A 22,389-nucleotide genomic window follows, 5' to 3' on the forward strand; every position below is an offset into this window, starting at 1 on the left:
GACCGGCTTCGCCCCGGGCCGGAACGGCCGGGTCCCGGCCACGGGCAAAGAGTTCCTCAACCCTCGACGACCGGGCGCCGGCCACGCGTACGCCATGGCGGTGATGCCGTCGGCCCGATTGCCCCGAATGCCCTACACGCGAATCGGTCCTAAGGTGCTCATATGGAAGCGCTCAGTCCCTCGACCCTCGCGGAACTGCGCCGGCCGCGGCCCTACCCCGCGGTGTCGGTCCTCGCGCCGACGCACCGCCGCGAGCCGTACAACGCCCAGGACCGCGTGCGCCTGCGCAATGCGCTGGCCGACGCGAAGAAGCAGTTGGAGTCCGATCCCGCGGTCACACGCGAACGCCGTATCGACGTCGAGACCCAGCTCGACCAGGCGCTCAGCGAGATCGATCTGACGTACACCGAGGACGGCGTCGTGATCTTCGCCGCGCCGGGTGAGCACCAGGTGTGGGCACTGGGCCGTTCGGTGCCCGAGCGGGTGGTGCTCTCCGACACCTTCCTCACCCGCAACCTGGTGTCCGCGCATGTCGCGGAGCGGCCGTTCTGGGTACTGGCGGTCTCCCCGGACCGGGTGACGCTGTGGAACGGCGGCGCCGGTCATGTCACCGAGGCCCACACCGGCGGCTTCCCGCTGGCCAGGGGCCGGGAGAACTTCGACGCCGAGCGCCGGATGCAGATCGGTGACACCCCGAGCACCTTCCGCGACGAGGACACCCGCCATTTCCTGCGCGAGGCCGACATCGCGATGGGCCGGCTGCTGCGCCAGGACCCACGGCCGCTGTACATCACCGGCGAGCAGGCGGCACTGTCCGCGCTCGACGAGTCCGGCGGCGTCGCCAGGGAGGCGGTCCACGTGCCGCACGGCGGCCTCGCGCACGGCACCCCCGAGGCCGTGTGGCAGGCGGTGCAGCCGGTGATCGCCGCCGAGGCCCGCAAGAACATCGAACGGGTCAGCCGTGAGCTGGAGGCGGCGCGCGGCCGCAAGGCGTACGCCGCCGGGGTGGACGAGGTCTGGCAGAACGCGTCGGACGGCCGGATCCGGCTGCTCGCCGTCGAGGAGAACTACCGCGTGACGGTCCGCGACGACGCCGACCACCTCATACCGGCCGAGAGCGGGGATCTGGACGCCCGCGAGGACATCGTGGACGAGATCGTCGAGCGCTGTCTGGACACGGGCGCCGAGGTCCGCTTCGTCCCCGACGGCGCGCTCGGTGACGCGCAGGGCATCGCCGGGGTGCTCCGCTACTGAGGCCGCCCCCTTCCGGGGTCTACCCTGCCGGGGATGATCCACGGAAGGGGAGAGCGGCACATGGGCGACCTGCTGGGCGTGGCGGTACTGGGTGCGGGACACATGGGTGCCGACCACATACGTCGGCTGGACCATGGCGTGAGCGGGGCCAGGGTGGTGTCCGTGGCGGATCCCGACACGGACCGCGCCAAGGAGGCCACGGCCGGCATCGACGGCGTGCAGGTGCACTCCGAAGCGCAGGCGGCGCTCGACGCGCCCGGTGTCGAGGCCGTGCTGGTCGCCTCGCCCGGAGCGGCGCACGAGGAGGCGCTGCTCGCGGCCTTCGCCCGCGGCCTGCCGGTGCTGTGCGAGAAGCCGCTGGTGCCGGACGCGGCCGGGGCACTGCGCGTGGTGGAGGCGGAGGCCCGGCTAGGGCGGCGGCTCGCACAGGTGGGGTTCATGCGGCGGTACGACGCCGAGTACGTGCGGCTGAAGTCCCTGCTGGACAGCCGACGGCTGGGCCGGGCACTGATGCTGCACTGCACGCATCGCAACGTGTCCTCGCCGTCGCACTTCACCACGGACATGCTGATCAACAGCTCCGTCTCGCACGAGATCGACGCGGCCCGCTGGCTGCTGGACCAGGAGCTGACCGCGGTGTCGGTGCTGCGCCCGCGGCCGTCCGGGAACGCCCCGGAGGACCTCCTCGACCCCCAGTTCGTCGTGTTCGAGACCTCGGGCGGCGCCCTGGTCGACGTCGAGGTCTTCGTCAACTGCGGCTTCGGGTACCAGGTGCGCTGCGAGGCGGTCTGCGAGGACGGCAGCGCCCGGATCGGCGACGGGCACGCGATGCTCGTGACGCGCGCGGGGGCGGCGTACGAGGAGGTCGCGCAGGACTATCTGGTGCGGTTCGCGGACGCCTACGACCGGGAGGTGCAGTCCTGGGTCGACGCCACCCGGCAGGGGCGGGTCTCCGGGCCGTCCGTGTGGGACGGGTACGCGGCCTCGGCGGTGGCCGAGGCGGGGGTACGGGCCCTGCACGAGGGTGTACGGCAGACCGTGGATCTCGCCCCGCGGCCTGGGCTGTACGAGGACGACGGCAACCGCCCCCCGTAGTCGCACATATGCCCCACGAACGTACGCTTGAACGAGGGCGCGTACGCCCCTCGCGCCCCTCAAATCTCCTCCGTCACAGCCGACTTGGCCGGTCCGGGCACCCGTACCGGCCGGCTTGCTTCAGCATTCCGCCAAGCCGCTGGCATATGCCAGAAGCACCACCGTATCGTGTGTTGCCAAATCCCTTACAGGGCGTCGCGGGCTGTGCAACAGTCGTAATGGTCCTTCCGTAACGCTTGGTCGAGCCGTCCCGTATCGGAGCGCGTCATGCCACCCCATCTCTCCGCGGACCGCCCAGCCGCCGGGTCACCCCGACGCGGCACGGTGGATGCGCTCATCTCGCAGACACGGCAGCTGCGCGGAGAGGTGGACGCCGTACGGCGGGAGGCGCCGCAGGACGGATCGGACCCCGAAGGCCGGTGGCAGCGCGCACTGTGCGATCTCGCACTGCACCAACTGAGGGATCTGGACGAGCACTTGGGGCAGCTGCGGGACGGTCCCCCGGCCGTGCCCGCCAGCGACCGTCCCGCGGACACCGTTCCGACGGCCGCGCCCGCCGTACCGGGGGGCGCGTTGCTCAGCCGGGTCGGCAGCGCGGAGTGGAACCTCCTGACGGACGAGGCAAGTTGGTCCGCCGAGTTGTACCGGATCCTCGGTCGCGACCCCGCGGCCTCCGCGCTGACCCTCGACGAGCTGCCCTCACTGGTGCACGAGGAGGACCGGCCGCTGCTGACCGCGATGGTCACGGACTGCCTGGTCGACGGCAAGCCCATCGACGAGGAGTTCCGGATCGTGCGCCCCGGCGGTGAGGTCCGCACCGTGCACATGATGGGCGAGCCCGTGCTCGACGCCGACGGCAGCACCGCCTCGATGTGGGCCGTGCTGCGGGACGTCAGCGCACTGCGCCGCACCCAGCACACCGTGCACGAGACCCGTGACTCGCTGCGGCGCCAGCGCGCCCACACCGAGCGCCGGCTCGCGGTCGAACTGCAGGAAGCCGTGCTGCCGCCCGCGCGCGGCTCCCTGCGGCTCTCGCGCCGGGGCCCCGGCACACTGGACCTGGCCGTCCGCCATCTGCCCTCTTCCGCGAACCGACCGATCGGCGGCGACTGGTACGACGCACTGGAACTGCCCGACGGGGACACGCTGCTCGGCATCGGCGGCCTCACCGGACACGGGGTGACCGTGGCCTCCGGCATGGCGACGCTGATCGGTGCCCTGCGCGGTATGGCCGTCGCGGGCGCCGAGCCCGGCCCGCTGATGGGCTGGCTCAACCAGTTGCTCGACGCCTCCGCCCAGCCGGCCCTCGGCAGCGCGGTCTGCTGCCGCTACCGGCCCGCCACCCGCACCCTGAGCTGGGCACAGGCAGGACACCCCGCCCCACTGCTGTACCGCGGCGGGACGGGGCGTGTACTCGCAGCACCGGACGGCGTGCTGCTCGGGGCGACCTCGTCGGCCGCTTACGAGCAGGCCGAAGTGACCCTCCGGGCAGGCGACCTGCTGCTCCTGCACACCGACGGGCTGGTCCCGCGGCCCGGTGGCACGACTGCCGTCCAAAGGCTGCTCGACCTGGCCCCGCGCCTCGGTGGAGCCCGCACGGCCCAGGACTGCGTAAGGACCGTCGTGGAGGAGTTCGGCGAGAGCGAGCGCGCGGACGACGCCTGTCTGCTCATCGCCAGGGTCGTCTCCTGACGGACGAGACACCCGGGTTCGTCACGAACGCACAGGGACAGCGAAGACATGCGGGACTTCAGGTCCGGCACCAACCGCCTCACGCCGACGCGCTGTTGCCGCCCCTGGGCTTCGACAACCCCTTCGGAAGCGCCAGTTTGATCTCCTCACGCAGATCCTGGATCTTCGGGTAGCTGGCGTACTGCCCCGTGAGCCGGTACATCTCGCGCAGCCGGTCCCAGGTACGCAACGAGGAGTTCGCGCCCATCGACGTCAGAGCCAGGCGTGCGTAGCGGTCGGCCTGTTCCGGGTCGTCGGCGATGAAGCAGGCGGACGCGAGCGAGATGTGGTCGAAGATCTTCGACCGCTCCCGGCCGGTCCCCCGCAGCTCCAGCGCCTCCTTGGCGTGCCGCTGGGCGATCAGGGCGGCGCCCGGCTCGTGTTCGGCGAGGGTGCGGTAGGCCAGGGCCTGCATGCCGTGCAGATCCGCCTCGTCGAACAGCTGCATCCAGCTGGGCGGGGGCACATCCCCCTTGTCGGAGACGAACAGGTCCTCCGCCTCGCCGAGGGTGCGCCGCATGGCCTGCCCCTTGCCCATGGACGCCTGTGCCCAGGCCTCGATGGTGCAGAGCATGGCCTGGGTGCGCGGCAGCACCTGGTCGCCGGAGCCGGACTTGGCGAGCTGCATCAGATCGAGTGCGTCGTCGGGCCGGCCGAGGTGCACCATCTGGCGGGCGGCGCGGGAGAGCGCCTCCCCGGCGCGGGGCCGGTCGCCGCCCTCACGGGCCGCGTGGGCGGCGATGACGAAGTACTTCTGGGCCGTGGGTTCCAGGCCGATGTCGTGGGACATCCAGCCCGCGAGGACGGCGAGGTTGGCGGCGACGCCCCACAGGCGCCGCTGCAGATGGTCGGGGTGGTGGTAGGAGAGCATGCCTCCCACCTCGTTGAGCTGCCCCACGACGGCCTTGCGCTGCAACCCGCCACCGCGGGACGCGTCCCAGGCCCGGAACACCTCGACCGAGCGCTCCAGCTCCTCGACCTCCTGCGACCCGATGGGGGCGGCCTCATAGCGGTCGAACCCGGCGGGGTCGGCGTGCAGGGGATCGTCGTAGTGGGGGGCGTCGGCCGCGAGGGCCGGGTCGGTGTGCAGCCAGTCGTGCATGGCGCTGCTGAGTACGGAGCCCGCGGCGAGCGCGGCGCCCGCGCTCACCAAGCCGCGTCGGTTGAGCATGAGGTCCATTCCCGTGAATTCGGTGAGGACCGCGGCTGTCCGCTCGGGCGCCCATGGAACTCCGTCGGGGTGCTGCGCATGCCCGTCGTCACGCCGTCTCCCCACGCGCCCGTGCCTGACCAGACCGAGGTCCTCGATGGTCACGACACGGCCGAGTCGCTCGGTGAACAGCGCCGCCAGCACCCGCGGAACCGGATCGCGCGGGATCTCTCCCATGTCGATCCAACGCCGCACCCGCGAGGTGTCGGTCGCCAGCTGGGGGTGGCCCATGGCCGCCGCCTGCCGGTTGACCATCCTCGCGAGTTCGCCCTTGGACCAGCCGGCCAGGCCGAACAGGTCCGAGAGGCGGGTGTTGGGTTGTCCGCTCACGTCAAGCCCCCAGGTTCTCGGCTGAGTTGACAGTAGCCCTCCGTCAGTTGCTTGTGGACTATTCGCCAGGGTTCGCCAGGGTGCGCCAGATGGTGTGCCACGGGGCGACGGGTGTCAGGTAGGAACGCGCCACCCCGACCCGGTCGCCGCACGGGCATTCCCCAGGGTGCACCCACGACGGCCGAGCCGGGTGGCGCGGAATTCGCAGGCACACGAAGGGATCTGTATCACCCATGTACGCAGCATCGTCCTCCGTGTCCGCCCCGCCCCGGCCGCTGCGCCCCCGCCCGGGCGGCGGCGGCCCCTACCTCGAACCCGCGAGGCCGGCGGCCCCGGTGCTCGGTGCCGGCCGTACGCGCCGCGTCCCGGGCGTCGGCGCCCAGCCGCTCAGCGGCAGAATCGACCTGTCCGGCCCCCAGGGCGCCCAGCTGCGCACGGCGATCGCTTCGGTGCACCGCATCTGCCCGGAGTTCGCTCCGGTCCAGGTGCTGCGCCGTAGCGGGCGGTCCGTGCTCCTCATCGGCACGACCGGGCGCACCACGGCGGTCGCCAAGTGTTTACTGGACCACTCACCCATCTGGTCCGAGCGCATCCGGCACGAAATAGCGTCGTACCGGGCGTTCGTCAGGCACCGGCCCCCGGTACGGGTGCCCCGCCTGATCGCAGCGGACCCGGACAACTGCACCCTGGTGATCGAGCGGATGCCGGGCCGGGTGGCGGCGCTGCAACGGCATCCCGTGGAGGCACCGCCGCGCACGGACATCCGCACCGCGCTCGGCGCGATCTGCCGGCTCAACGCGTGGCGTCCCCCGGCCGGCACGTTCGACGCCCCGCTCGACTACCCGGAGCGCATCGCACGCTTCCACGAGCTGGGGCTGCTCACGGACCGGGACATGGGCGATCTGCAGAAGCTGCTGCACGACATCGCCCACACGGCGGGCCGGCAGGGCATGGGCCAGTTCTGCCACGGCGACGCGCTGCTGTCGAACATGCTGCTCTCACCGGCGGGCCCGGTGCTGGTGGACTGGGAGCACGCGGGCTGGTACCTGCCCGGGTACGACCTGGCGACGCTGTGGGCGGTCCTCGGAGACGCCCCCGTGGCCCGGCGCCAGATCAGCCAGATCGCGCAGTCGGCGGGTCCGGCCTCGCGCGACGCCTTCCTGGTGAACCTGATGCTCGTCCTGACCCGGGAGATCCGCACCTACGAGACGGCCGTGCAGCGTTCGATGCACGACACGGCCCCGGCGGCACCGGGAGTGGCCCCCCAGGGTGCCGCGCCGTCCGGCGAGGAGCAGCGGCTGCTGCTGAGGCGGCTGCACGACGACTGCCAGTTGGCCCGCCGGGCCGTACGAGCGGCGGTCGGCACTCGCTGAGGGGGATGACGGTCCGCGGTGCGTGCGCGACAGTGCTGTACCGCGGACCGTCGTCGTTCCCGGACCGTCCTGCCGCCCGACGGGTGTGCACCGTTCGGGTCATTGGTCCACGCCACTGACGCCCCGCAGGCCGCGTCACCACTTTGAGGAAACCTCCCGCCACCGCCGCTGACATGGGAAATCGCCCTGGTCCGGGCGTGATTGACGGATCGTCGGAGAGCCGATACCACTGACGCACGTTCGGCCCCCGCACGCCCCGAAGCGCCCGACCGTCCCAGGAGGCTGCATTGCGAGGTTCCGTCACCGACCACCACTCCCCCGCCTGGCACAGACGCGTCCTCAGGACAGCGGGCGCCGTCGCCTCGGCGGCGCTGCTGCTGCCGCTGCTGGGCGCCGCCCCGGCCCCCGCACCCGCCGCCCCGGCCGGACTGCAGGGCGCGTTCGCCGCCGCGGCCGACACGTACCACGTACCACCGAGTGTTCTTCTCGGCGTCTCGTATCTGCAGTCCCGCTGGGACACCCACGGCGGCGCGCCCAGCGTGTCAGGGGGCTACGGCCCCATGCATCTGACCGACGCCCGCACCGCGCTCGCCCAGGCCGCACCCCACAGCGGGGGTACGGAGGACGCCCGGGGCGACCAGGCCCGCGCCGCGCTGCTGCCGACGACGAAGGTGCCCGCGGCCGCCGAGCTGCCGGCCCGGCTCAAGACCCTGCCCAGGGCGGCCGAGCTGACCGGCATCCCGGCCGCCCGGCTGCGCACCGATCCGGCCGCGAACATCGCGGGCGGTGCCGCGCTGCTGGCCGCGGCGCAGAAGCAGTTGGGCGAGCCGCTCAGCGACGATCCGGCGGACTGGTACGGCGCGGTGGCCGAGTTCTCGGCCGCGGACGACCGGGCCACGGCGGCGGCGTACGCGGACGACGTCTTCTCCGTACTGCGCACCGGCGAACGGCGCACCACGGACACGGGCCAGAGCGTCACGCTCACCGCACGGCCGGGCCTGGCCACCGACACCGCGCAGCTCGGACGGACCGGACTGCGCACGGCCGACCCCGGCGAGACCGAGTGCCCGAGGTTCGTCTCCTGCGAGTGGATCCCGGCACCGTACGAGCAGTTCGGCGACAACGACTACGGCAACCACGATCTGGGCGACCGGCCGGTGTCCCAGAGCATCAAGTACATCGTCATCCATGACACCGAAGGTCAGTGGGATGGCGTGATGAAGCTGATCCAGGACCCCACTTATGTGTCCTGGAACTACACCGTGCGCTCGACGGACGGTTTGATCGCCCAGCATGTGAAGGCGCAGGACGTGGCCTGGCATGCGGGCAACTGGTACGTCAACGCCAAGTCGGTCGGCATCGAGCACGAGGGTTTCCTCGCCGCCCCGGACGCCTGGTACACGGAGGCGATGTACCGGGCGTCCGCCCGGCTGGTGCGGTATCTCGCCGGGAAGTACGACATCCCGCTGGACCGGCAGCACATCCTCGGGCACGACAACGTTCCGGGCCCGACGACCTCGACGATCCCCGGCATGCACACGGACCCGGGTCCGTACTGGGACTGGCGGCACTACTTCGAGCTGCTCGGCAGGCCGTTCCACACCACGGCGGGCCCCCGGGGCGGCCTGGTCACGATCCTGCCGGACTACACCGCGAACCAGCCCGTCTACACGGGCTGCACCACCCCGGGCACGCCGTGTGCGGCGCACGGTTCCAGCGAAGTGCGCCTGTACAGCGCGCCGGACGAGACCGCGCCGCTGATCAAGGACATCGGGCTGTATCCCCGGGGGAACGACTCGACGATCGACGTGAACGACGTGGGCTCACGGGTCTCCACCGGCCAGCGGTACGCGGTCGCCGGCCGTGACGGGGACTGGACGGCGATCTGGTACCTGGGGCAGAAGGCCTGGTTCCACAACCCACGGGGGCAGCGGACCGCGGTGAACGCGTCCGGTCTCGTGGTGACGCCGAGAGCCGGCCTCGCCGACATCCCGGTCTACGGCCGGGCGTACCCGGAGAAGGAGGCGTACCCGGCGGGGGTGCCCGTGCAGTCGGTGTCGCCGCTGCCGTATCGCCTGCCGGCGGGCCAGCGGTACGTGATCGGCGACCGGGTGCCGGGCGAGTACTACTACTCGGTCACCTTCACCCCGGACTCGCATCGGGTCGTGGTCGGCAAGGACCTGTACTACGAGATCCAGTTCGGTCACCGGGTGGAGTTCGTCCGGGCGGCGGACGTCCAGGTGGAGCTGTCGGGCGCGTAGCCGCCGGACACGCGCCCGCCGTACGCCGAAGGGCCGGACCCGCCGCCTGCGGGTCCGGCCCTTCGTATGCCGGTCAGTCCTGCCGGAACAGCTCCGCGGGCAGGGGCTTCAGCAGCGCGTACAAATCGTCGGTGATCGGGCGGTCCCAGGCCGCGATGGTCACGAGGACGTTGTCGCTGCGGTCGAACTGGACGCAGGAGATCCGGCTCTCGGAGAGCTTGAGGCGGCGCACGATGAGGAGGTTGTCGCCCTGCATCACCGGGAGGTCCTCGGTCCCCACGACCGTGACCTCCTCGTCGTTCCCCAGCGCGACCAGGAGCTGGGTCGCCTCGAAGGGGATCTCGCCCTCATCGACGTCGCGTGCCGGGGAGCCCTCCGGCAGATTGCCGATGATCATCGCGGTGCCGCGGCCGCCGAACAGGTCGTACCGCAGGAAGACGCCCTGGCAGCTGCCGTCGGGGGCGGGCAGCAGACCGGCACCGAGGTTGCCCGGCCAGTCACCCGGGTCCATGGCCAGTACGTCGAAGTCGGGCCCGGCGGGGGTGGCGCTGCGGCGGCGGAGGAAGGACATGCCGCAATGGTACGTGCCCGAGCGGAGAGCCGGGCCCTGGGTCCGACCGCGTGGAGTGCCGGTCGTCCGCCGTCGCGTACCGCGACACGGTGGCGGCTTCGTCGGCGGATGTTCGGGGATCGGCGGTCGTGGTCGGCAATGAGAGGAAGACGACGCCATCGACGAAGGTGGCACGTGGATCTCGTAAGAGTCTCGTCTTCGCCGTCGGTTCGACCGGGGTGACGACAGGGGCTCGGGCAGCGGTGAGCAGGCCCTGATGTGACCGGTTCCGCACGGTGAGCGGTTGCTGCGGTCAGCCATCGGTGTGGACGGCGTCCGCCGAGGGCGGAATCACCGCGACCGGGCACCCCGCGTGCAGCAGGACCGCCTGGGTCACCGAGCCGATCATGCGGGCGGGGGCCAGGAGGCGTCGGCGGTGACGGCCCACAGCGACGAGTTCCGCGTCCCTGGAAGCCGCGACGAGATGGCCCGCCGCGTCCCCGGGCGGGGTCGACAGATCGACATGGACATCCGGGTGCCGCTCGCGGTGGATGGCGAGGAGCCCCATGGCCTGGGTCCGGATCTCGTCGTCGACGGCGTCCTCGTCGACGGCCGGGGGCATGAGTTCACCGGGCGCCGGCCAGAGCTGCACCGGGGGCCACGGGTACACGGCGATCACATGCAGGCGGGCGCCTCGGCGGTCCGCCTCCGCGAAGGCGAAGGCGAGGGTGGCCTCCGCGGGGCTGTCGATGTGCAGACCCACGACCACCCGTGGCCCCGGGGCCGGGGGCGGGCCCTCGTGCACCTCGCGTCCCGGGCGTGGCACGACGACCACCGGGCAGTCGGCGTCGCGGGCCGCCGCGAGGCTGTTGGAGCCGAGCAGCAGGCCGGCGAAGCCCCCGCGGCCGCGCGAGCCGAGCACCATCAACTGGGCGTCGGCGCCCAGTTCGGGCAGGACCGCGACCGTAGGACCCCCCGGAGCCAGGTACTTCACGAAGGGTCGCTCGGCCTTGCTCTCGACGAGGCTCCGTGCCTGGTCGAGCACGGGGTCCTGGGCCGGCTCCGGGGGGCCCGCCACGAGCACGTCGGGCTGCCCCCAGGGCGCGTACTGCCGTACATGCACCACATGCAGCGTCGCCTCGCGCAGCCGGGCCGCGGTCAGCCCCCAGTCCAGGGCGCGCAGGCTGTCGTCCGACCCGTCGACGGCCGCGAGGACCGGCAGGGTGCTCATGGAATCTCGCCTCCGGCACACAGCTGTGATCGTTCCGGGGCCAGCCTGGCGCACAGGGTGGCCCCGGGACGGTTTCCACGGCCGCGTGTCCGTGAATTGCGGACCGGGCGGCGGCTGCCGTCGGCGGCGGGACTCAGGTGAGGTCGAACTCTCCCTCTCGCGCCCCTGACACGAACGCACCCCACTCCGCGGGGGTGAAGATCAGGGACGGGCTCTCGGGACGGCCGCTGTTGCGCATCGCGATGAAGCCTTCGACGAAGGCGATCTGGACATCTCCTTGCCCACGGCTGCCGGAATGCCAGTCGGCGTTGGTCAGATCAAGCTCCGGCTTGTCCCAGCCCGCGAGCGGCTGCTGCTGGGTGGTGCTCTCGGCCACGTCCGTGCTCCTCCCGATTCGTCGTCCGCGGCCAGCCTAGCGATCGTGTCCCCCTGCGGACAGAGCGGGTGGACGGATGGCCTCAGGAGGTGGGCGGCCGGTCGCCGACCAGCCACACGGAGAAGAACTGCGACCCTCCTCCGTAGGCGTGCCCGAGCACCCGGTGTGCGCCCTCCACCTGGTGTTCTCCGGCCTGGCCGCGCACCTGGAGGGCCGCCTCGGCGAAGCGGATCATGCCGGAGGCCCCGATGGGATTCGTCGAGAGGACCCCGCCGGACATGTTGACGGGCAGGTCCCCGTCGAGCTCGGTGACTCCCGACTCGGTGAGCTTCCAGCCCTCGCCCTCCTCGGCGAAACCGAGGTTCTCCAGCCACATCGGCTCGTACCAGGAGAACGGCACGTACATCTCCACCGCGTCGATGTCGCGGCGCGGGTCGGCGATGCCCGCCTGCCGGTAGACGTCGGCGGCGCAGTCCTTTCCGGCCTGCGGTGACACGAAGTCCTTGCCCGCGAAGAGGGTCGGCTCGCTGCGCATCGCGCCGCCGAGCAGCCACGCGGGGGGCCGGGGCGAACGGGCCGCTCCGGCGCGGTCGGTGAGCACCATGGCGCAGGCGCCGTCGGAGGACGGGCAGGTCTCCGAGTAGCGGATCGGGTCCCACAGCATGGGTGAGGACTGCACCTTCTCCAGGGTGATGTCGTGCTCGTGGAGGTGCGCGTAGGGGTTCTTGAGCGCGTTGCGCCGGTCCTTGTAGGCGACCAGGGAGCCGATGGTGTCGGGGGCGCCGCTACGTCGCATGTACGCACGCACGTGCGGGGCGAAGAAGCCGCCGGCGCCGGCCAGCAGCGGCTGCTGGAAGGGGATCGGCAGGGACAGTCCCCACATGGCGTTGGACTCGGACTGCTTCTCGTACGCCAGGGTCAGCACCGTGCCGTGCACACGGGCCGCGACGAGGTTCGCGGCGACGAGTGCGGTGGAGCCGCCGACCGATCCGGCCGTGTGCACCCGGAGGACGGGCTTGCCGACCGCGCCGATGGCGTCGGCGAGATACAGCTCCGGCATCATGACGCCCTCGAAGAAGTCGGGGGCCTTCCCGATGACCACGGCGTCGATGTCGGACCAGGTCAACTCGGCGTCGTCCAGGGCCCGTCGGCCCGCCTCCCGGACGAGCCCGGCGATCGACACGTCCCGGCGTGCCGCGACATGGCGGGTCTGGCCGATGCCGGTGACGGCCACGGGCTCCTTGCTCATCGCGGGTCTCCTTCGAGTACGGCGACCAGGTTCTGCTGCAGGCACGGGCCGGACGTGGCGTGGGCGAGGGCGCGGTCGGAGTCGCCGCGGTGGATGCGGGCGGCGGCCTCGCCGATGCGGATCAGTCCGGCGGCCATCATCGGGTTGGCGGCGAGGGGTCCCCCCGAGGGGTTGAGGGTGACGTCCGGCCCGAGCCGCATTGCCTTGCGCAGGATCACCTGTTGCGCGGTGAACGGCGCGTGCAACTCGGCGGTGTCGATGGGGTGTTCGAAGGCACCGGCCCGCTCGGCGGCGCGGCGGGCGGACGGCGAGTCGGTCAGGTCGCGTGATCCAGGGGCATGGGCCTCGACGCGGTGGTCGATGCCCCGGATCCAGGCGGGCCGTCCGCACAGCTCGCGGGCCCGTTCGCCGGCCGCGAGGATCACGGCGGCGGCGCCGTCGCCGATCGGCGGGCAGTCCCCGGTGCGCAGGGGGCGTACGACATAGTCCCCGTGCGGCACCGAACCGCTCAGCTGGGCGTGCGGGTTGGCGGTGGCGGCACGGCGGTCCCGGGCGGCGATCCGGGTGAGCTCGGCCTCGTCGGTCTCGCCCGCGTCGATGAGCGCCTGGGTCTGCAGGGCGGCGAGCGCCACCGAGTCCGGCCACAGCGGTGCCAGGTAGTAGGGGTCGAGCTGGCGGGTGAGGACGTCGCGCAGGGATCCGGGTGACGACTTGCCGTACGCGTAGACGAGCGCGGTGTCGGCATCGCCCGTGAGCAGTTTGGTCCAGGCCTCGTAGAGCGCCCACGCGCCGTCCATCTCGACATGGGACTCGGAGATGGGCGGCCAGGCGCCGACTCCGTCGAGGGCGAGTGTGAACGAGAAGGCGCGGCCCGCGAGATAGTCGCTGGAGCCGGAGCAGGTGAAGTCGATGTCGGCGGTCTTCAGGCCGGTCCGGTCGAGGACGTCGTGCAGGACCGGCATGAGCATCTCCACCTCGGAGAGCTCGTCGCTGGTGCGCCGGTGGTCGGTCTGGGCGAAGGCGACCACGGCGATCTCCCGCCTGTTCGGGGTGCCTCCGTGTGTCACAGCAGCTCCTTGTAGGTGTCGTAGTCCGCGTCGGGTTCGCCGGTCGGCCGGTAGTGGTCGGGGTAGCGGGCCCCTTCGGTCCATACGGGCTCGACGCGCAGGCCCATGCGCACCTGGTCGTAGGGGATGCCACCGATGCGTCCGTGCAGCGCGAGGTCGGCACCGTCGAGCGCGATGTGGGCGTAGACGTAGGGCACCTCGATGTCGAGGTTCTTCGCTTTGATGTTGACGATGCAGTACGTGGTGACGGTGCCGCGGGGCCCCACCTCGACCTGTTCGGCGGTGGCGACGCCGCAGGTGGGGCAGGCGCCCCTCGGCGGGACGTACACCTTGCGGCAGGAGGGGCAGCGTTCGCCGACGGTGCGCTGTCCGGACAGGGCGTCGATGTAGGCGGACTGGGCGCGGCCGGGCGAGTAGGTGTAGTCGAGGCGGGCGGGGGCGACGATGCCTGTCACGGGGGTCTCGAACGTGCCGGGGTGGCCGGCCGGTTCGGCGGGGCCGCCGTCGTACGGCTCGAAGCAGGCGATGTCGGTGATGGCGCCGTGGCGTTCGGCGGCCCAGCGGATACGGACCCGCATTCCGGTGCGGACGGCGTCGGGTCCGGGGGCGTCCAGGGCGTGCAGGAGTGCGGTGTCGGCCCCGTCGAGCCGGACCAGGACCCAGGCGAAGGGGGTGTCGAGGGGCTGGCCGCGACGTGGTGCGTGGTTCCAGGCCCAGGTGGTGACGGTGCCGGTGGGGGCGACCTCGACGAGGTCACGGAGTTCCGCTGCGGTGACGGGGTCGTACTCGACCGGCGGCACCAGGGTGCGGCCGTCGCCGGTCCTCACTCCGAGCACGACGCGTTCCCGCAGGCCGGTGAGGAAGGCACTCTGCACGGGGCCGAGGGAGCGGGTGAAGGGGAACTCGACGACGAGGGGGGCTTTGAGGAGTGAGGGCATCCGGGGGTCTCCTTGGGTTGCCGCTGGGGTCTGCCGCCGGTCAGGCGCGCCTGTAGACGGCCGGGCGTTTCTCCGCGAAGGCGCGGGCGCCCTCCTTGGCGTCCTCGGTGTCGAAGACCGGCCACCCACGCTTGAGTTCGGCGGCGAGCCCCTCGGTCTCCGTCAGCTCGGCGGCCTCGTAGACGGACGCCTTGACGGCCTCGACGGCGAGCGGCCCGCAGGCGTTGATCCGCTCGGCGATCTCCAGGGCCGTCTCCAGGGCACTGCCGTCGGGCACGACATGGCCGACGAGTCCGATGGCGGCGGCCTCGGACGCCGAGTACGGGCGCCCGGTGAGCAGCATCTCCAGGGCGTGGGTGCGCGGGATCTGGCGGGGAAGGCGGACCGTGGAGCCGCCGATGGGGAACAGCCCGCGCCTGACCTCGAAGAGCCCGAAGGTCGCGGACTCGCCGGCCACCCGGATGTCGGTCCCCTGGAGGATCTCGGTGCCGCCCGCGACGCAGGGGCCCTCGACGGCGGCGACGACCGGTTTGCGGGGGCGGTGGTGGCGCAGCATCGCCTTCCAGTGCAGATCCGGGTCGGCGGTGAGCCGGTCCCGGTAGCGCTGCCCCTCCATCCCCCGGCCGGCCAGGGCCTTGAGGTCCATGCCGGCGCAGAAGGAGCCGTCGGCGCCGGTGAGCACGATCGAGCGGACCCCGTCGTCCTCGTCGGCCTCCAGCCAGCCGTCGTAGAGCCCCACCAGCATCGGCAACGAGAGCGCGTTCTTGGCCTGTGGCCTGTTGAGCGTGAGCACGAGTGTGGCGCCTTCGCGCTGCACGGTGAGGTGTTCCGTCCCGCTCATCGCTTCCTCCCGTCTCCGGAACGAGAACAGGTTGCAGGAGGCACGCGACGAGGACAAGCCTTTTCTGACACCTAGTCAGATTTCTTGGCCACGGGCCTTCACAGGTGCGTCCGCCTTTGCTCTGATGACCGGCGAACCGACGGACACGACCCACCTCGCCGAGCGTCGCCGGGGACAGGAGGAACGGTGGAGTACAACCTTGCCGACCTGTTCGAGTCGGTCGTCGACGTGGTCCCGCACCGTGAGGCGCTCGTCTACGTCGACCACCCGGGCACCGGAACGGAGCGCCGCCTCACCTACGCGGACCTGGACGCGGCGGCCAACCGCATCGGGCACCATCTGCTCGATGCCGGGATACGGCCCGGGGAGCACCTCGGGCTGCATCTGTACAACGGGGTGGAGTATCTGCAGACGGTGCTGGGCTGCCTGAAGGCGCGCATCGTGCCGGTCAATGTCAACTACCGCTATGTGGAAGAGGAGTTGGCCTACCTCTACCGGGACGCCGATCTGGTGGCGCTGGCCTTCGACGCGGAGTTCACCGACCGGGTCGCGGCGACACTGCCCCAGGTCCCCGGGCTGCGGCGGATGCTGCGGGTGGGGGCCGCCGCGCCGGGTGCCGCCCCGCTGCCCGCCCTGGACTTCACCGAGGCCGAGGCGGCCGGATCGCCGGGGCGCGGGTTCCCGGCCCGGTCGGGAGACGACCAGTTCATCATCTACACGGGCGGCACGACCGGGATGCCGAAGGGGGTGATGTGGCGCCAGGAGGACCTGTTCTTCTCCGGGCTCGGCGGCGGCGCTCCGACCGGGGAGCCGGTGCGGACACCGGCGGAGCTGGCCGAGCGGGTCGCCGCCGGCGGGGAGGGCATCACCTTCTTCCCGACTCCCCCGCTGATGCACGGCACCTCCACGCTCACGGCGTTCATCGGCTTCAACTTCGGCCAGCGGGTCGTGCTGCACCGCAAGTTCGCCCCGGTGGAGGTCCTGCGGACCGTGGAGCGGGAGAGGGTCAGCAGCATGTCGCTGGTGGGGGACGCGATGCTGCTGCCGCTGATCGACGCACTCAGCGGGCCCATGAAGGGGACGGACTGCTCGTCGCTGTTCAGTGTGTCGTCGTCCGGGGCGATCATGTCGGACACCGTGCGCGCCCGGTTCCAGGAACTCGTGCCGAACGCGCTCCTGCTGAACAACTTCGGCTCCTCGGAGTCGGGCTTCAACGGCACCGCGACCCGTGACTCGGGCCCGGAGCGGGGCTTCAGGATCCGGGTCAACTCCCGTACACGGGTAGTGGATCCGGTCACCCGTGAACCGGTCGCGGCGGGGCAGCCGGGCCGCATCGCGCAGCGGGGACACGTGCCCCTCGGGTACTACAACGACCCGGCGAAGACCGCGGAGACGTTCTTCCGCAAGGACGGCGAGCGATGGGTGCTGCTCGGCGACATGGCGACGGTCGACGAGGAGGGCGTCGTCACAGTCCTCGGCCGCGGCTCGCAGTGCATCAACACGGGCGGCGAGAAGGTGTACCCGGAGGAGGTCGAACAGGCCCTCAAGGCGCATCCGGCCGTGTACGACGCGCTGGTCGCGGGGGTGCCGGACGCGACCTGGGGCAACCGTGTGGCGGCGGTGGTGCAACTGCGCGAGGGCGCGCCACGGCTGTCCCTGGAGGAGGTCCAGGCCCACTGCCGGTCACGGCTGGCGGGCTACAAGGTCCCCCGTCAGCTGGTGCTCACCGACGCCGTACGCCGTTCGCCCAGCGGGAAGGCGGACTACCGCTGGGCCAGGAAGGTGGCGGCGGGGGCGGGCTGAGCCCCGGCGGAAGCGGCGCCCGGCCGCCTCCGCGCGACCCACGCCGTCATCCCTCGAAGAAGTCTCCGACCCGGGCGGTGAACCGCTCCGGATCGTCCAGCCACGGGTAGTGGCCTCCGCCGGGCTGCACGAAGAACTCGGCGTTCGGAACGAAGTCGGCCACGCGGCGGGCCAGTTCGGGGGTGGGCCCGCCGTCGGCCTCGCCCGCGTACACGAGGACCGGCGCGGTCAGACCGGCGAGCGCCGCGCCGGTCGCGGGCGGATCGTAGGCGCCCTCGGAGTGGTAGACGTCCGCCGCCGACTCGTTGGTCTGCTCCTCGTCGGCCGCCGCGTGGGCCTGGGCCACCGCGTCCCAGCGCCCGTAGAAGAACGGCGTGATGACGGGGTCGTACTCGCCCTCTCCCGCAAGCCAGGCCCGGAACGCCGGGAAGGCGTCCTCGAACCAGGGCTCGTCCTTGCGCAGCCGGGCCGCCGCGAGCCGCTGCTCGGGGGTGGCGGGCATCCCCAGGGCCCACGGGATCGCGGTGATCAGGGCCAGCCGGGAGACACGCTCGGGGTACCGCGCCGCGTAGCGCAGAGCGAGGCTCCCGCCCGCCGAGTGGGCGAGGATGTCCATGCGCTCCCGTCCGAGATGCGTGCGGAGCGCCTCCACGTCGTCGACGAGCCGGTCGCACCGGTACGTCCCGGGGTCCGCCGGCGTCGCGGAGTCACCGGTCCCGCGCAGATCGAGCAGCACCAGCCGGCGCCGGGCGGCGAGCCCGCCGAGGTCCCCGAAATAGGCGGACGCCCGCATGGGCCCACCGGGCAGCACGACGAGCGGCTCGCCCTCTCCCCGCAGGTGGTACGTGAGTCTGGTCCCGTCGTACGCGTCGAAGATCGGCATGTCCCGATCATGGCGGCGGGGCGCGCCCAAGAGCAATGCGGTTTCCGGAGCATGCCTCCGGCGCGGACGCTGCCGCCGGAAAATTCGAACGGGCCTCTTGCCTTCGGGCCGACGAACTGGATTACTGATCCCCACAAGATCCGACCGAATGATCGGTCGCCCGGAATGGTGTGATTGACGAGGGAGACGCCCTCATGGCGAACGCGCACGACCTGCTGGACGCGGGGGAACGGCTCGATCCGGAGGCGCTGCGGGACCTGCAGCTGGAGCGGCTGCGGGCCTCGCTGCGGCACGCGTACGCGCACGTCCCCTTCTACCGGGACGCCTTCGACAAGGCGGGCGTCCACCCGGACGACTGCCGGACGCTCGCCGATCTCTCCCGCTTCCCGTTCACCGTGAAGGCCGATCTGCGGGAGAACTACCCGTACGGGATGTTCGCCGTGCCCCGCGAACGGATCCGGCGGCTCCACGCCTCCAGCGGCACCACCGGGCACCCCACCGTCGTCGGGTACACCGACGGCGACCTGTCGATGTGGGCGGACATGGTGGCCCGGTCGATCCGCGCTGCGGGCGGACGCCCCGGCGACACGGTGCACGTGGCGTACGGCTACGGCCTGTTCACCGGCGGCCTCGGCGCCCACTACGGCGCCGAACGCCTTGGCTGCACGGTGATCCCCGCCTCCGGCGGCATGACGGCACGCCAGGTGCAGCTGATCCAGGATCTGCGGCCGGGCGTCATCATGGTGACCCCGTCGTACATGCTGACCCTCCTCGACGAGTTCGAGCGTCAGGGCGTCGACCCGCGCACCACCTCCCTGCGTGTCGGGATCTTCGGCGCCGAGCCGTGGACCGAGGAGATGCGGCGCGAGATCGAGGAGCGGTTCGCGATCGACGCCGTCGACATCTACGGGCTGTCGGAGGTGATCGGCCCGGGCGTGGCGCAGGAGTGCGTCGAGACCAAGGACGGCCTGCATGTGTGGGAGGACCACTTCTACCCCGAGATCGTCGACCCCCTCTCCGGCGAGGTGCTGCCCGACGGCGAGGAGGGCGAATTGGTGTTCACCTCCCTCACCAAGGAGGCCATGCCCGTCATCCGCTACCGGACCCGGGACCTGACCCGCCTGCTGCCCGGCACGGCCCGGCCGTTCCGTCGCATGGAGAAGATCACCGGCCGCAGCGACGACATGGTCATCCTGCGCGGGGTCAACCTCTTCCCCACCCAGATCGAGGAGATCGTGCTGCGCACCCCCGGCGTCGCGCCGCACTTCCAGCTCCGGCTGACCCGCGAGGGGCGGCTCGACGCGCTGACGGTGCGGGCCGAGGCCCGGGCCGGCGCCACCCCCGAACAGCGCGACGCGGCGGCGCTCGCCATCGCCGCGGCCGTGAAGGACGGCATCGGCGTCTCGGTCGGTGTGGAGATCGTCGAGCCGGAGTCGCTGGAGCGGTCGGTGGGCAAGATCCGGCGGATCGTGGATCTGCGGCGGAGCTGATCCGTCTCAGGCGCGCGCGAAGCGCTCCCGCAGCGCCCGCTTGAGGATCTTCCCGCTGGCGTTGCGGGGCAGCTCGTCCACGAACAGCACCCGCTTGGGGGCCTTGAAGGCGGCGAGCTGCTCGCGCACATGCGCGAGGAGTTCGCTCTCGGTCACCTCGCCGCGCGGCACGACGACCGCGGTGACCGCCTCGATCCACCGTTCGTCGGGCAGACCGATCACCGCGACCTCGGCGACCCGCTCATGGGTGTACAGCGCGTCCTCGACCTGCCGCGAGGCGATCAGCACGCCACCGGAGTTGATGACGTCCTTGACCCGGTCGACGATCGTGAAGTAGCCGTCGGCGTCCCGCACGGCGAGGTCGCCGGAGTGGAACCAGCCGTCCCGGAAGGCCTCGGTGGTCTCCTCGGGCTTGTCCCAGTACCCCTCGCACAGCTGCGGTGACCGGTAGACGATCTCGCCCCGCTCTCCGTCGGGCACGTCCTTGCCGGACTCGTCGACCAGCTTCGCCTCCACGAACAGCACGGGGCGCCCGCAGGAGTCCATCCGCCCCTTGTGCTCATGCGGCGCGAGGACCATGGCCAGCGGGCCGATCTCGCTCTGCCCGAAGCAGTTGTAGAACGCGAGCTTCGGCAGCCGCTCCCGAAGCCGCTCCAGGACGGGCACGGGCATGATCGAGGCGCCGTAGTAGGCCTTGCGCAGCCCGCTCAGGTCGCGCGCGGCGAAGTCGGGGCGGCCTGCGAGGCCGATCCACACGGTGGGCGGCGCGAAGAGGCTGTCCGCGTCACCCGTCTCGATCAGGTCGAAGAGCCGGTCGCCGTCGGGCGCGTCCAGGATGATGTTCGTCGCGCCGACGGCGAGAGAGGGCAGCAGGAAGACGTGCATCTGCGCCGAGTGGTAGAGCGGCAGCGCGTGCACGGGCCGGTCGCCCGCGCTCAGGTCGAGTGCGGTGATCGCGCTGAGGTACTCGTGCACCAGTGCCCGGTGGGTCATCATCGCGCCCTTGGGGAGCGCGGTCGTGCCGGACGTGTAGAGGAGCTGCACCAGGTCCTCGCCGCGCGGCTCCTCGCCGTCGTAGGGCTCGGTCTCCGCCAGGCGGGCGAGCAGGGAGTCGTCCGCGTTCCGCAGCGGCTGTACGCGTACGCCCTCGGGAAGGTGTCCGGCGAGGTCGGGATCGGCGAGGACGAGGGCGCAGCCGGACTGCTCGACGAGGTAGGCGAGGTCGTCGCCGGTGAGGTTCTGGTTGACCGGCACATGCACCAGTCCGGCGCGGGCGCAGGCCAGGAAGCCGATCAGATACGCGTCGGAGTTGTGACCGTAGGCGCCGACCCGGTCACCGGGGGCGAGTCCGCTCTCGCGCAGTACGCGGGCGGCCCGGGAGACGGCGTCGTCGAGCTCGGCGTAGGTCCACGACCGGTCCTCGTAGCGGATCGCGACCCGCTCCGGGGTGCGCCGGGCGCTGCGCCGCAGTGTGCCGTCGACCGTGACGCTTCGTCCCGCCGTCATGTACCGCCCCTTCCTCCTGACTTGCTGCTGCCGCGATCCTCGTGGCGTCACGCGACGCGGGTCAAGCCTGCCGTGGGCTTCAGGGCGCGAGTCCTTGGTACCGCAGATAGGCGTGCAGGGCCGCCGACGCCTGCAGCCGCTGGAGACTGCGGCGGTGGAGGTCCCGTTCCCGGTGGGTCAGTTCTTCGAGGACACGGTCGGGGCTGCCGCTCGTGCGCAGTTCCTCCAGGACCGCGCCGATGGTGTCGAGCGGGTGGTGGGCCCGGCGCAGCAGGGCGGCGATGCGTGCGGCGACCTGCTCGGTACGGGGGTAGACGCGGTATCCGGTGGCGGGCTCCCGCTCCGGCCGCAGCAGACCGCGGCTCTCCCAGAGCCTGAGTACGGGTGGCTTGACGCCCACGGCGCGGGCGACCTGGCCGATGCGCAGACGGCGGTGTCCGGTGGCCGGGTGGCTGGGCTGGTCCGTCACGACGGACTTCAGGGCGTCGCGGACCGCCGCCAGTTCGCCGCGCTCCCGGTGCAGCAGAGCGTGGCTCGCGTCCAGCGCGGCGAGCGCGGTCTCCAGGTCCCCGGTGTGCACGGCGCTCAGCACGAGACGGGTCGTTCCCCAGCCGTGCCCTGCGGCCAACTGCCGTGCGGCGGTGAGGGCTTCGGCGTGTAGGTCGGTGAAGACGCGGTAGCCGCTCGGCGTGCGGTCGACCGGAGGCAGCACCCCTGTCTCCACATAGGTGCGGACCTGCTGGACCGAGATCCCCGCCGCTCGCGCCAGATCGCTGACACGCAGCCGGTCCCCCATGCCCCCTCCCCCGCTGTCGACGACCGCCCGCACTCACCCTAGACCCTCGGGCCTCACCACGGGTTGAGACTTTTCCGGCACACAGCGGGTTCGACCTGCAGCAAGAGACATCGAAGTCTCTGGCAGCATTTGACTGAGACAATTGATACCGCAGGTCGCGGCGGGACGGGCCGGGCCGAACACGTCCATGAAGGGAAGGCGGGGCACATGAGGTTTCAGCTCGACGTCGACATGGCCGACGGGTGGTCCACGGAGGATGCCGTGCGTGAACTGGGGCGCATCCTGCGGTACTGGGGCGGCAACCTCGGCCACTACGCCCTGAAGCCCGGCGACGGCGCGGCCGTCCACGACTCGGACTACCGGGAGGTCGGTCAGTGGCGCGTCGTCGCCGCCCCCGAGGCCTGA

The 22,389-nt window shown here is 71.8% G+C and carries 19 protein-coding genes; 8 read left to right on the forward strand and 11 right to left on the reverse strand.

Annotated features, from left to right (window positions below; translation table 11 throughout):
- Positions 1-162: 162 nt before the first annotated feature.
- From ACFYX0_RS33810 to ACFYX0_RS33820, 3 genes are all read left to right on the forward strand, one after another.
- Positions 163-1,254, forward strand: coding sequence for a chemotaxis protein (locus tag ACFYX0_RS33810; RefSeq protein ID WP_388976117.1), 1,092 nt, complete (start codon positions 163-165; stop codon positions 1,252-1,254).
- A gap of 60 nt (positions 1,255-1,314) precedes the next feature.
- Positions 1,315-2,349: a Gfo/Idh/MocA family protein gene (locus ACFYX0_RS33815; protein WP_388976176.1), complete on the forward strand. Its 1,035-nt coding sequence runs from the start codon at positions 1,315-1,317 to the stop codon at positions 2,347-2,349.
- Between the two features lie 267 nt (positions 2,350-2,616).
- Positions 2,617-4,041, forward strand: coding sequence for a PP2C family protein-serine/threonine phosphatase (locus ACFYX0_RS33820; protein ID WP_388976119.1), 1,425 nt, complete (start codon positions 2,617-2,619; stop codon positions 4,039-4,041).
- Between the two features lie 79 nt (positions 4,042-4,120).
- Here the strand turns inward: ACFYX0_RS33820 and ACFYX0_RS33825 are convergent, their stop codons facing one another.
- Positions 4,121-5,620, reverse strand: coding sequence for a hypothetical protein (locus ACFYX0_RS33825; RefSeq protein WP_388976121.1), 1,500 nt, complete (start codon positions 5,618-5,620; stop codon positions 4,121-4,123).
- A 233-nt stretch (positions 5,621-5,853) separates the two neighbouring features.
- Here ACFYX0_RS33825 and ACFYX0_RS33830 point away from each other — a divergent pair, with 233 nt between their 5' ends.
- Positions 5,854-6,993, forward strand: a complete 1,140-nt coding sequence (locus ACFYX0_RS33830; RefSeq protein WP_311694717.1) for an aminoglycoside phosphotransferase family protein — start codon at positions 5,854-5,856, stop codon at positions 6,991-6,993.
- Between the two features lie 287 nt (positions 6,994-7,280).
- Positions 7,281-9,254 (forward strand): N-acetylmuramoyl-L-alanine amidase, encoded by a 1,974-nt coding sequence (locus ACFYX0_RS33835; RefSeq protein WP_388976123.1) that lies wholly within the window; start codon positions 7,281-7,283, stop codon positions 9,252-9,254.
- A gap of 73 nt (positions 9,255-9,327) precedes the next feature.
- Here ACFYX0_RS33835 and ACFYX0_RS33840 read toward each other — a convergent pair whose 3' ends face one another.
- The 7 genes from ACFYX0_RS33840 to ACFYX0_RS33870 all read right to left on the reverse strand — a co-directional run bounded on the left by ACFYX0_RS33840 (position 9,328) and on the right by ACFYX0_RS33870 (position 15,506).
- Positions 9,328-9,825, reverse strand: coding sequence for a hypothetical protein (locus ACFYX0_RS33840; protein ID WP_355912621.1), 498 nt, complete (start codon positions 9,823-9,825; stop codon positions 9,328-9,330).
- Positions 9,826-10,117: 292 nt separating this feature from the next.
- Positions 10,118-11,035 carry a universal stress protein gene (locus ACFYX0_RS33845; protein ID WP_388976125.1) on the reverse strand — a complete coding sequence of 306 codons (918 nt, stop codon included), beginning with the start codon at positions 11,033-11,035 and terminating at the stop codon, positions 10,118-10,120.
- 133 nt (positions 11,036-11,168) lie between these two features.
- Entirely contained in the window at positions 11,169-11,411 is a 243-nt protein-coding gene (locus tag ACFYX0_RS33850) for a DUF397 domain-containing protein (protein ID WP_388976128.1), read from the reverse strand.
- A gap of 82 nt (positions 11,412-11,493) precedes the next feature.
- A complete protein-coding gene (locus tag ACFYX0_RS33855; protein ID WP_388976130.1) occupies positions 11,494-12,660 on the reverse strand; it encodes a thiolase domain-containing protein in 1,167 nt (388 codons plus the stop codon).
- On the reverse strand, positions 12,657-13,727 hold the full coding sequence (locus tag ACFYX0_RS33860) for a thiolase domain-containing protein (protein WP_388976132.1): 1,071 nt from the start codon (positions 13,725-13,727) through the stop codon (positions 12,657-12,659). The genes ACFYX0_RS33855 and ACFYX0_RS33860 overlap by 4 nt, the downstream gene beginning before the upstream one ends.
- Positions 13,724-14,665: a Zn-ribbon domain-containing OB-fold protein gene (locus ACFYX0_RS33865; protein WP_388976135.1), complete on the reverse strand. Its 942-nt coding sequence runs from the start codon at positions 14,663-14,665 to the stop codon at positions 13,724-13,726. The genes ACFYX0_RS33860 and ACFYX0_RS33865 overlap by 4 nt, the downstream gene beginning before the upstream one ends.
- A 40-nt stretch (positions 14,666-14,705) precedes the next feature.
- Positions 14,706-15,506 carry a crotonase/enoyl-CoA hydratase family protein gene (locus ACFYX0_RS33870; RefSeq protein WP_388976137.1) on the reverse strand — a complete coding sequence of 267 codons (801 nt, stop codon included), beginning with the start codon at positions 15,504-15,506 and terminating at the stop codon, positions 14,706-14,708.
- Positions 15,507-15,692: 186 nt separating this feature from the next.
- Between ACFYX0_RS33870 and ACFYX0_RS33875 the strand changes: the two genes are divergently transcribed.
- Complete coding sequence (locus ACFYX0_RS33875) at positions 15,693-17,309, forward strand: acyl-CoA synthetase (protein WP_388976140.1); 1,617 nt, start codon at positions 15,693-15,695, stop codon at positions 17,307-17,309.
- Positions 17,310-17,355: 46 nt separating this feature from the next.
- On the opposite strand, the gene ACFYX0_RS33880 is transcribed toward ACFYX0_RS33875, so the two are convergent.
- Positions 17,356-18,192, reverse strand: coding sequence for an alpha/beta fold hydrolase (locus ACFYX0_RS33880; RefSeq protein WP_388976143.1), 837 nt, complete (start codon positions 18,190-18,192; stop codon positions 17,356-17,358).
- A 194-nt stretch (positions 18,193-18,386) separates the two neighbouring features.
- Here ACFYX0_RS33880 and paaK point away from each other — a divergent pair, with 194 nt between their 5' ends.
- Positions 18,387-19,682, forward strand: a complete 1,296-nt coding sequence (gene paaK / locus ACFYX0_RS33885; protein ID WP_388976145.1) for a phenylacetate--CoA ligase PaaK — start codon at positions 18,387-18,389, stop codon at positions 19,680-19,682.
- A 6-nt stretch (positions 19,683-19,688) separates the two neighbouring features.
- On the opposite strand, the gene ACFYX0_RS33890 is transcribed toward paaK, so the two are convergent.
- Entirely contained in the window at positions 19,689-21,188 is a 1,500-nt protein-coding gene (locus ACFYX0_RS33890; protein ID WP_388976147.1) for an acyl-CoA synthetase, read from the reverse strand.
- Positions 21,189-21,267: 79 nt separating this feature from the next.
- Positions 21,268-21,984: a MerR family transcriptional regulator gene (locus ACFYX0_RS33895; RefSeq protein ID WP_388976150.1), complete on the reverse strand. Its 717-nt coding sequence runs from the start codon at positions 21,982-21,984 to the stop codon at positions 21,268-21,270.
- A 207-nt stretch (positions 21,985-22,191) separates the two neighbouring features.
- Here ACFYX0_RS33895 and ACFYX0_RS33900 point away from each other — a divergent pair, with 207 nt between their 5' ends.
- Entirely contained in the window at positions 22,192-22,389 is a 198-nt protein-coding gene (locus ACFYX0_RS33900) for a hypothetical protein (RefSeq protein WP_355912585.1), read from the forward strand.

Origin of the sequence: Streptomyces sp. NPDC002573, assembly GCF_042889625.1 — a bacterium.
Classification (GTDB): Bacteria; Actinomycetota; Actinomycetes; order Streptomycetales; family Streptomycetaceae; genus Streptomyces; species Streptomyces gibsoniae.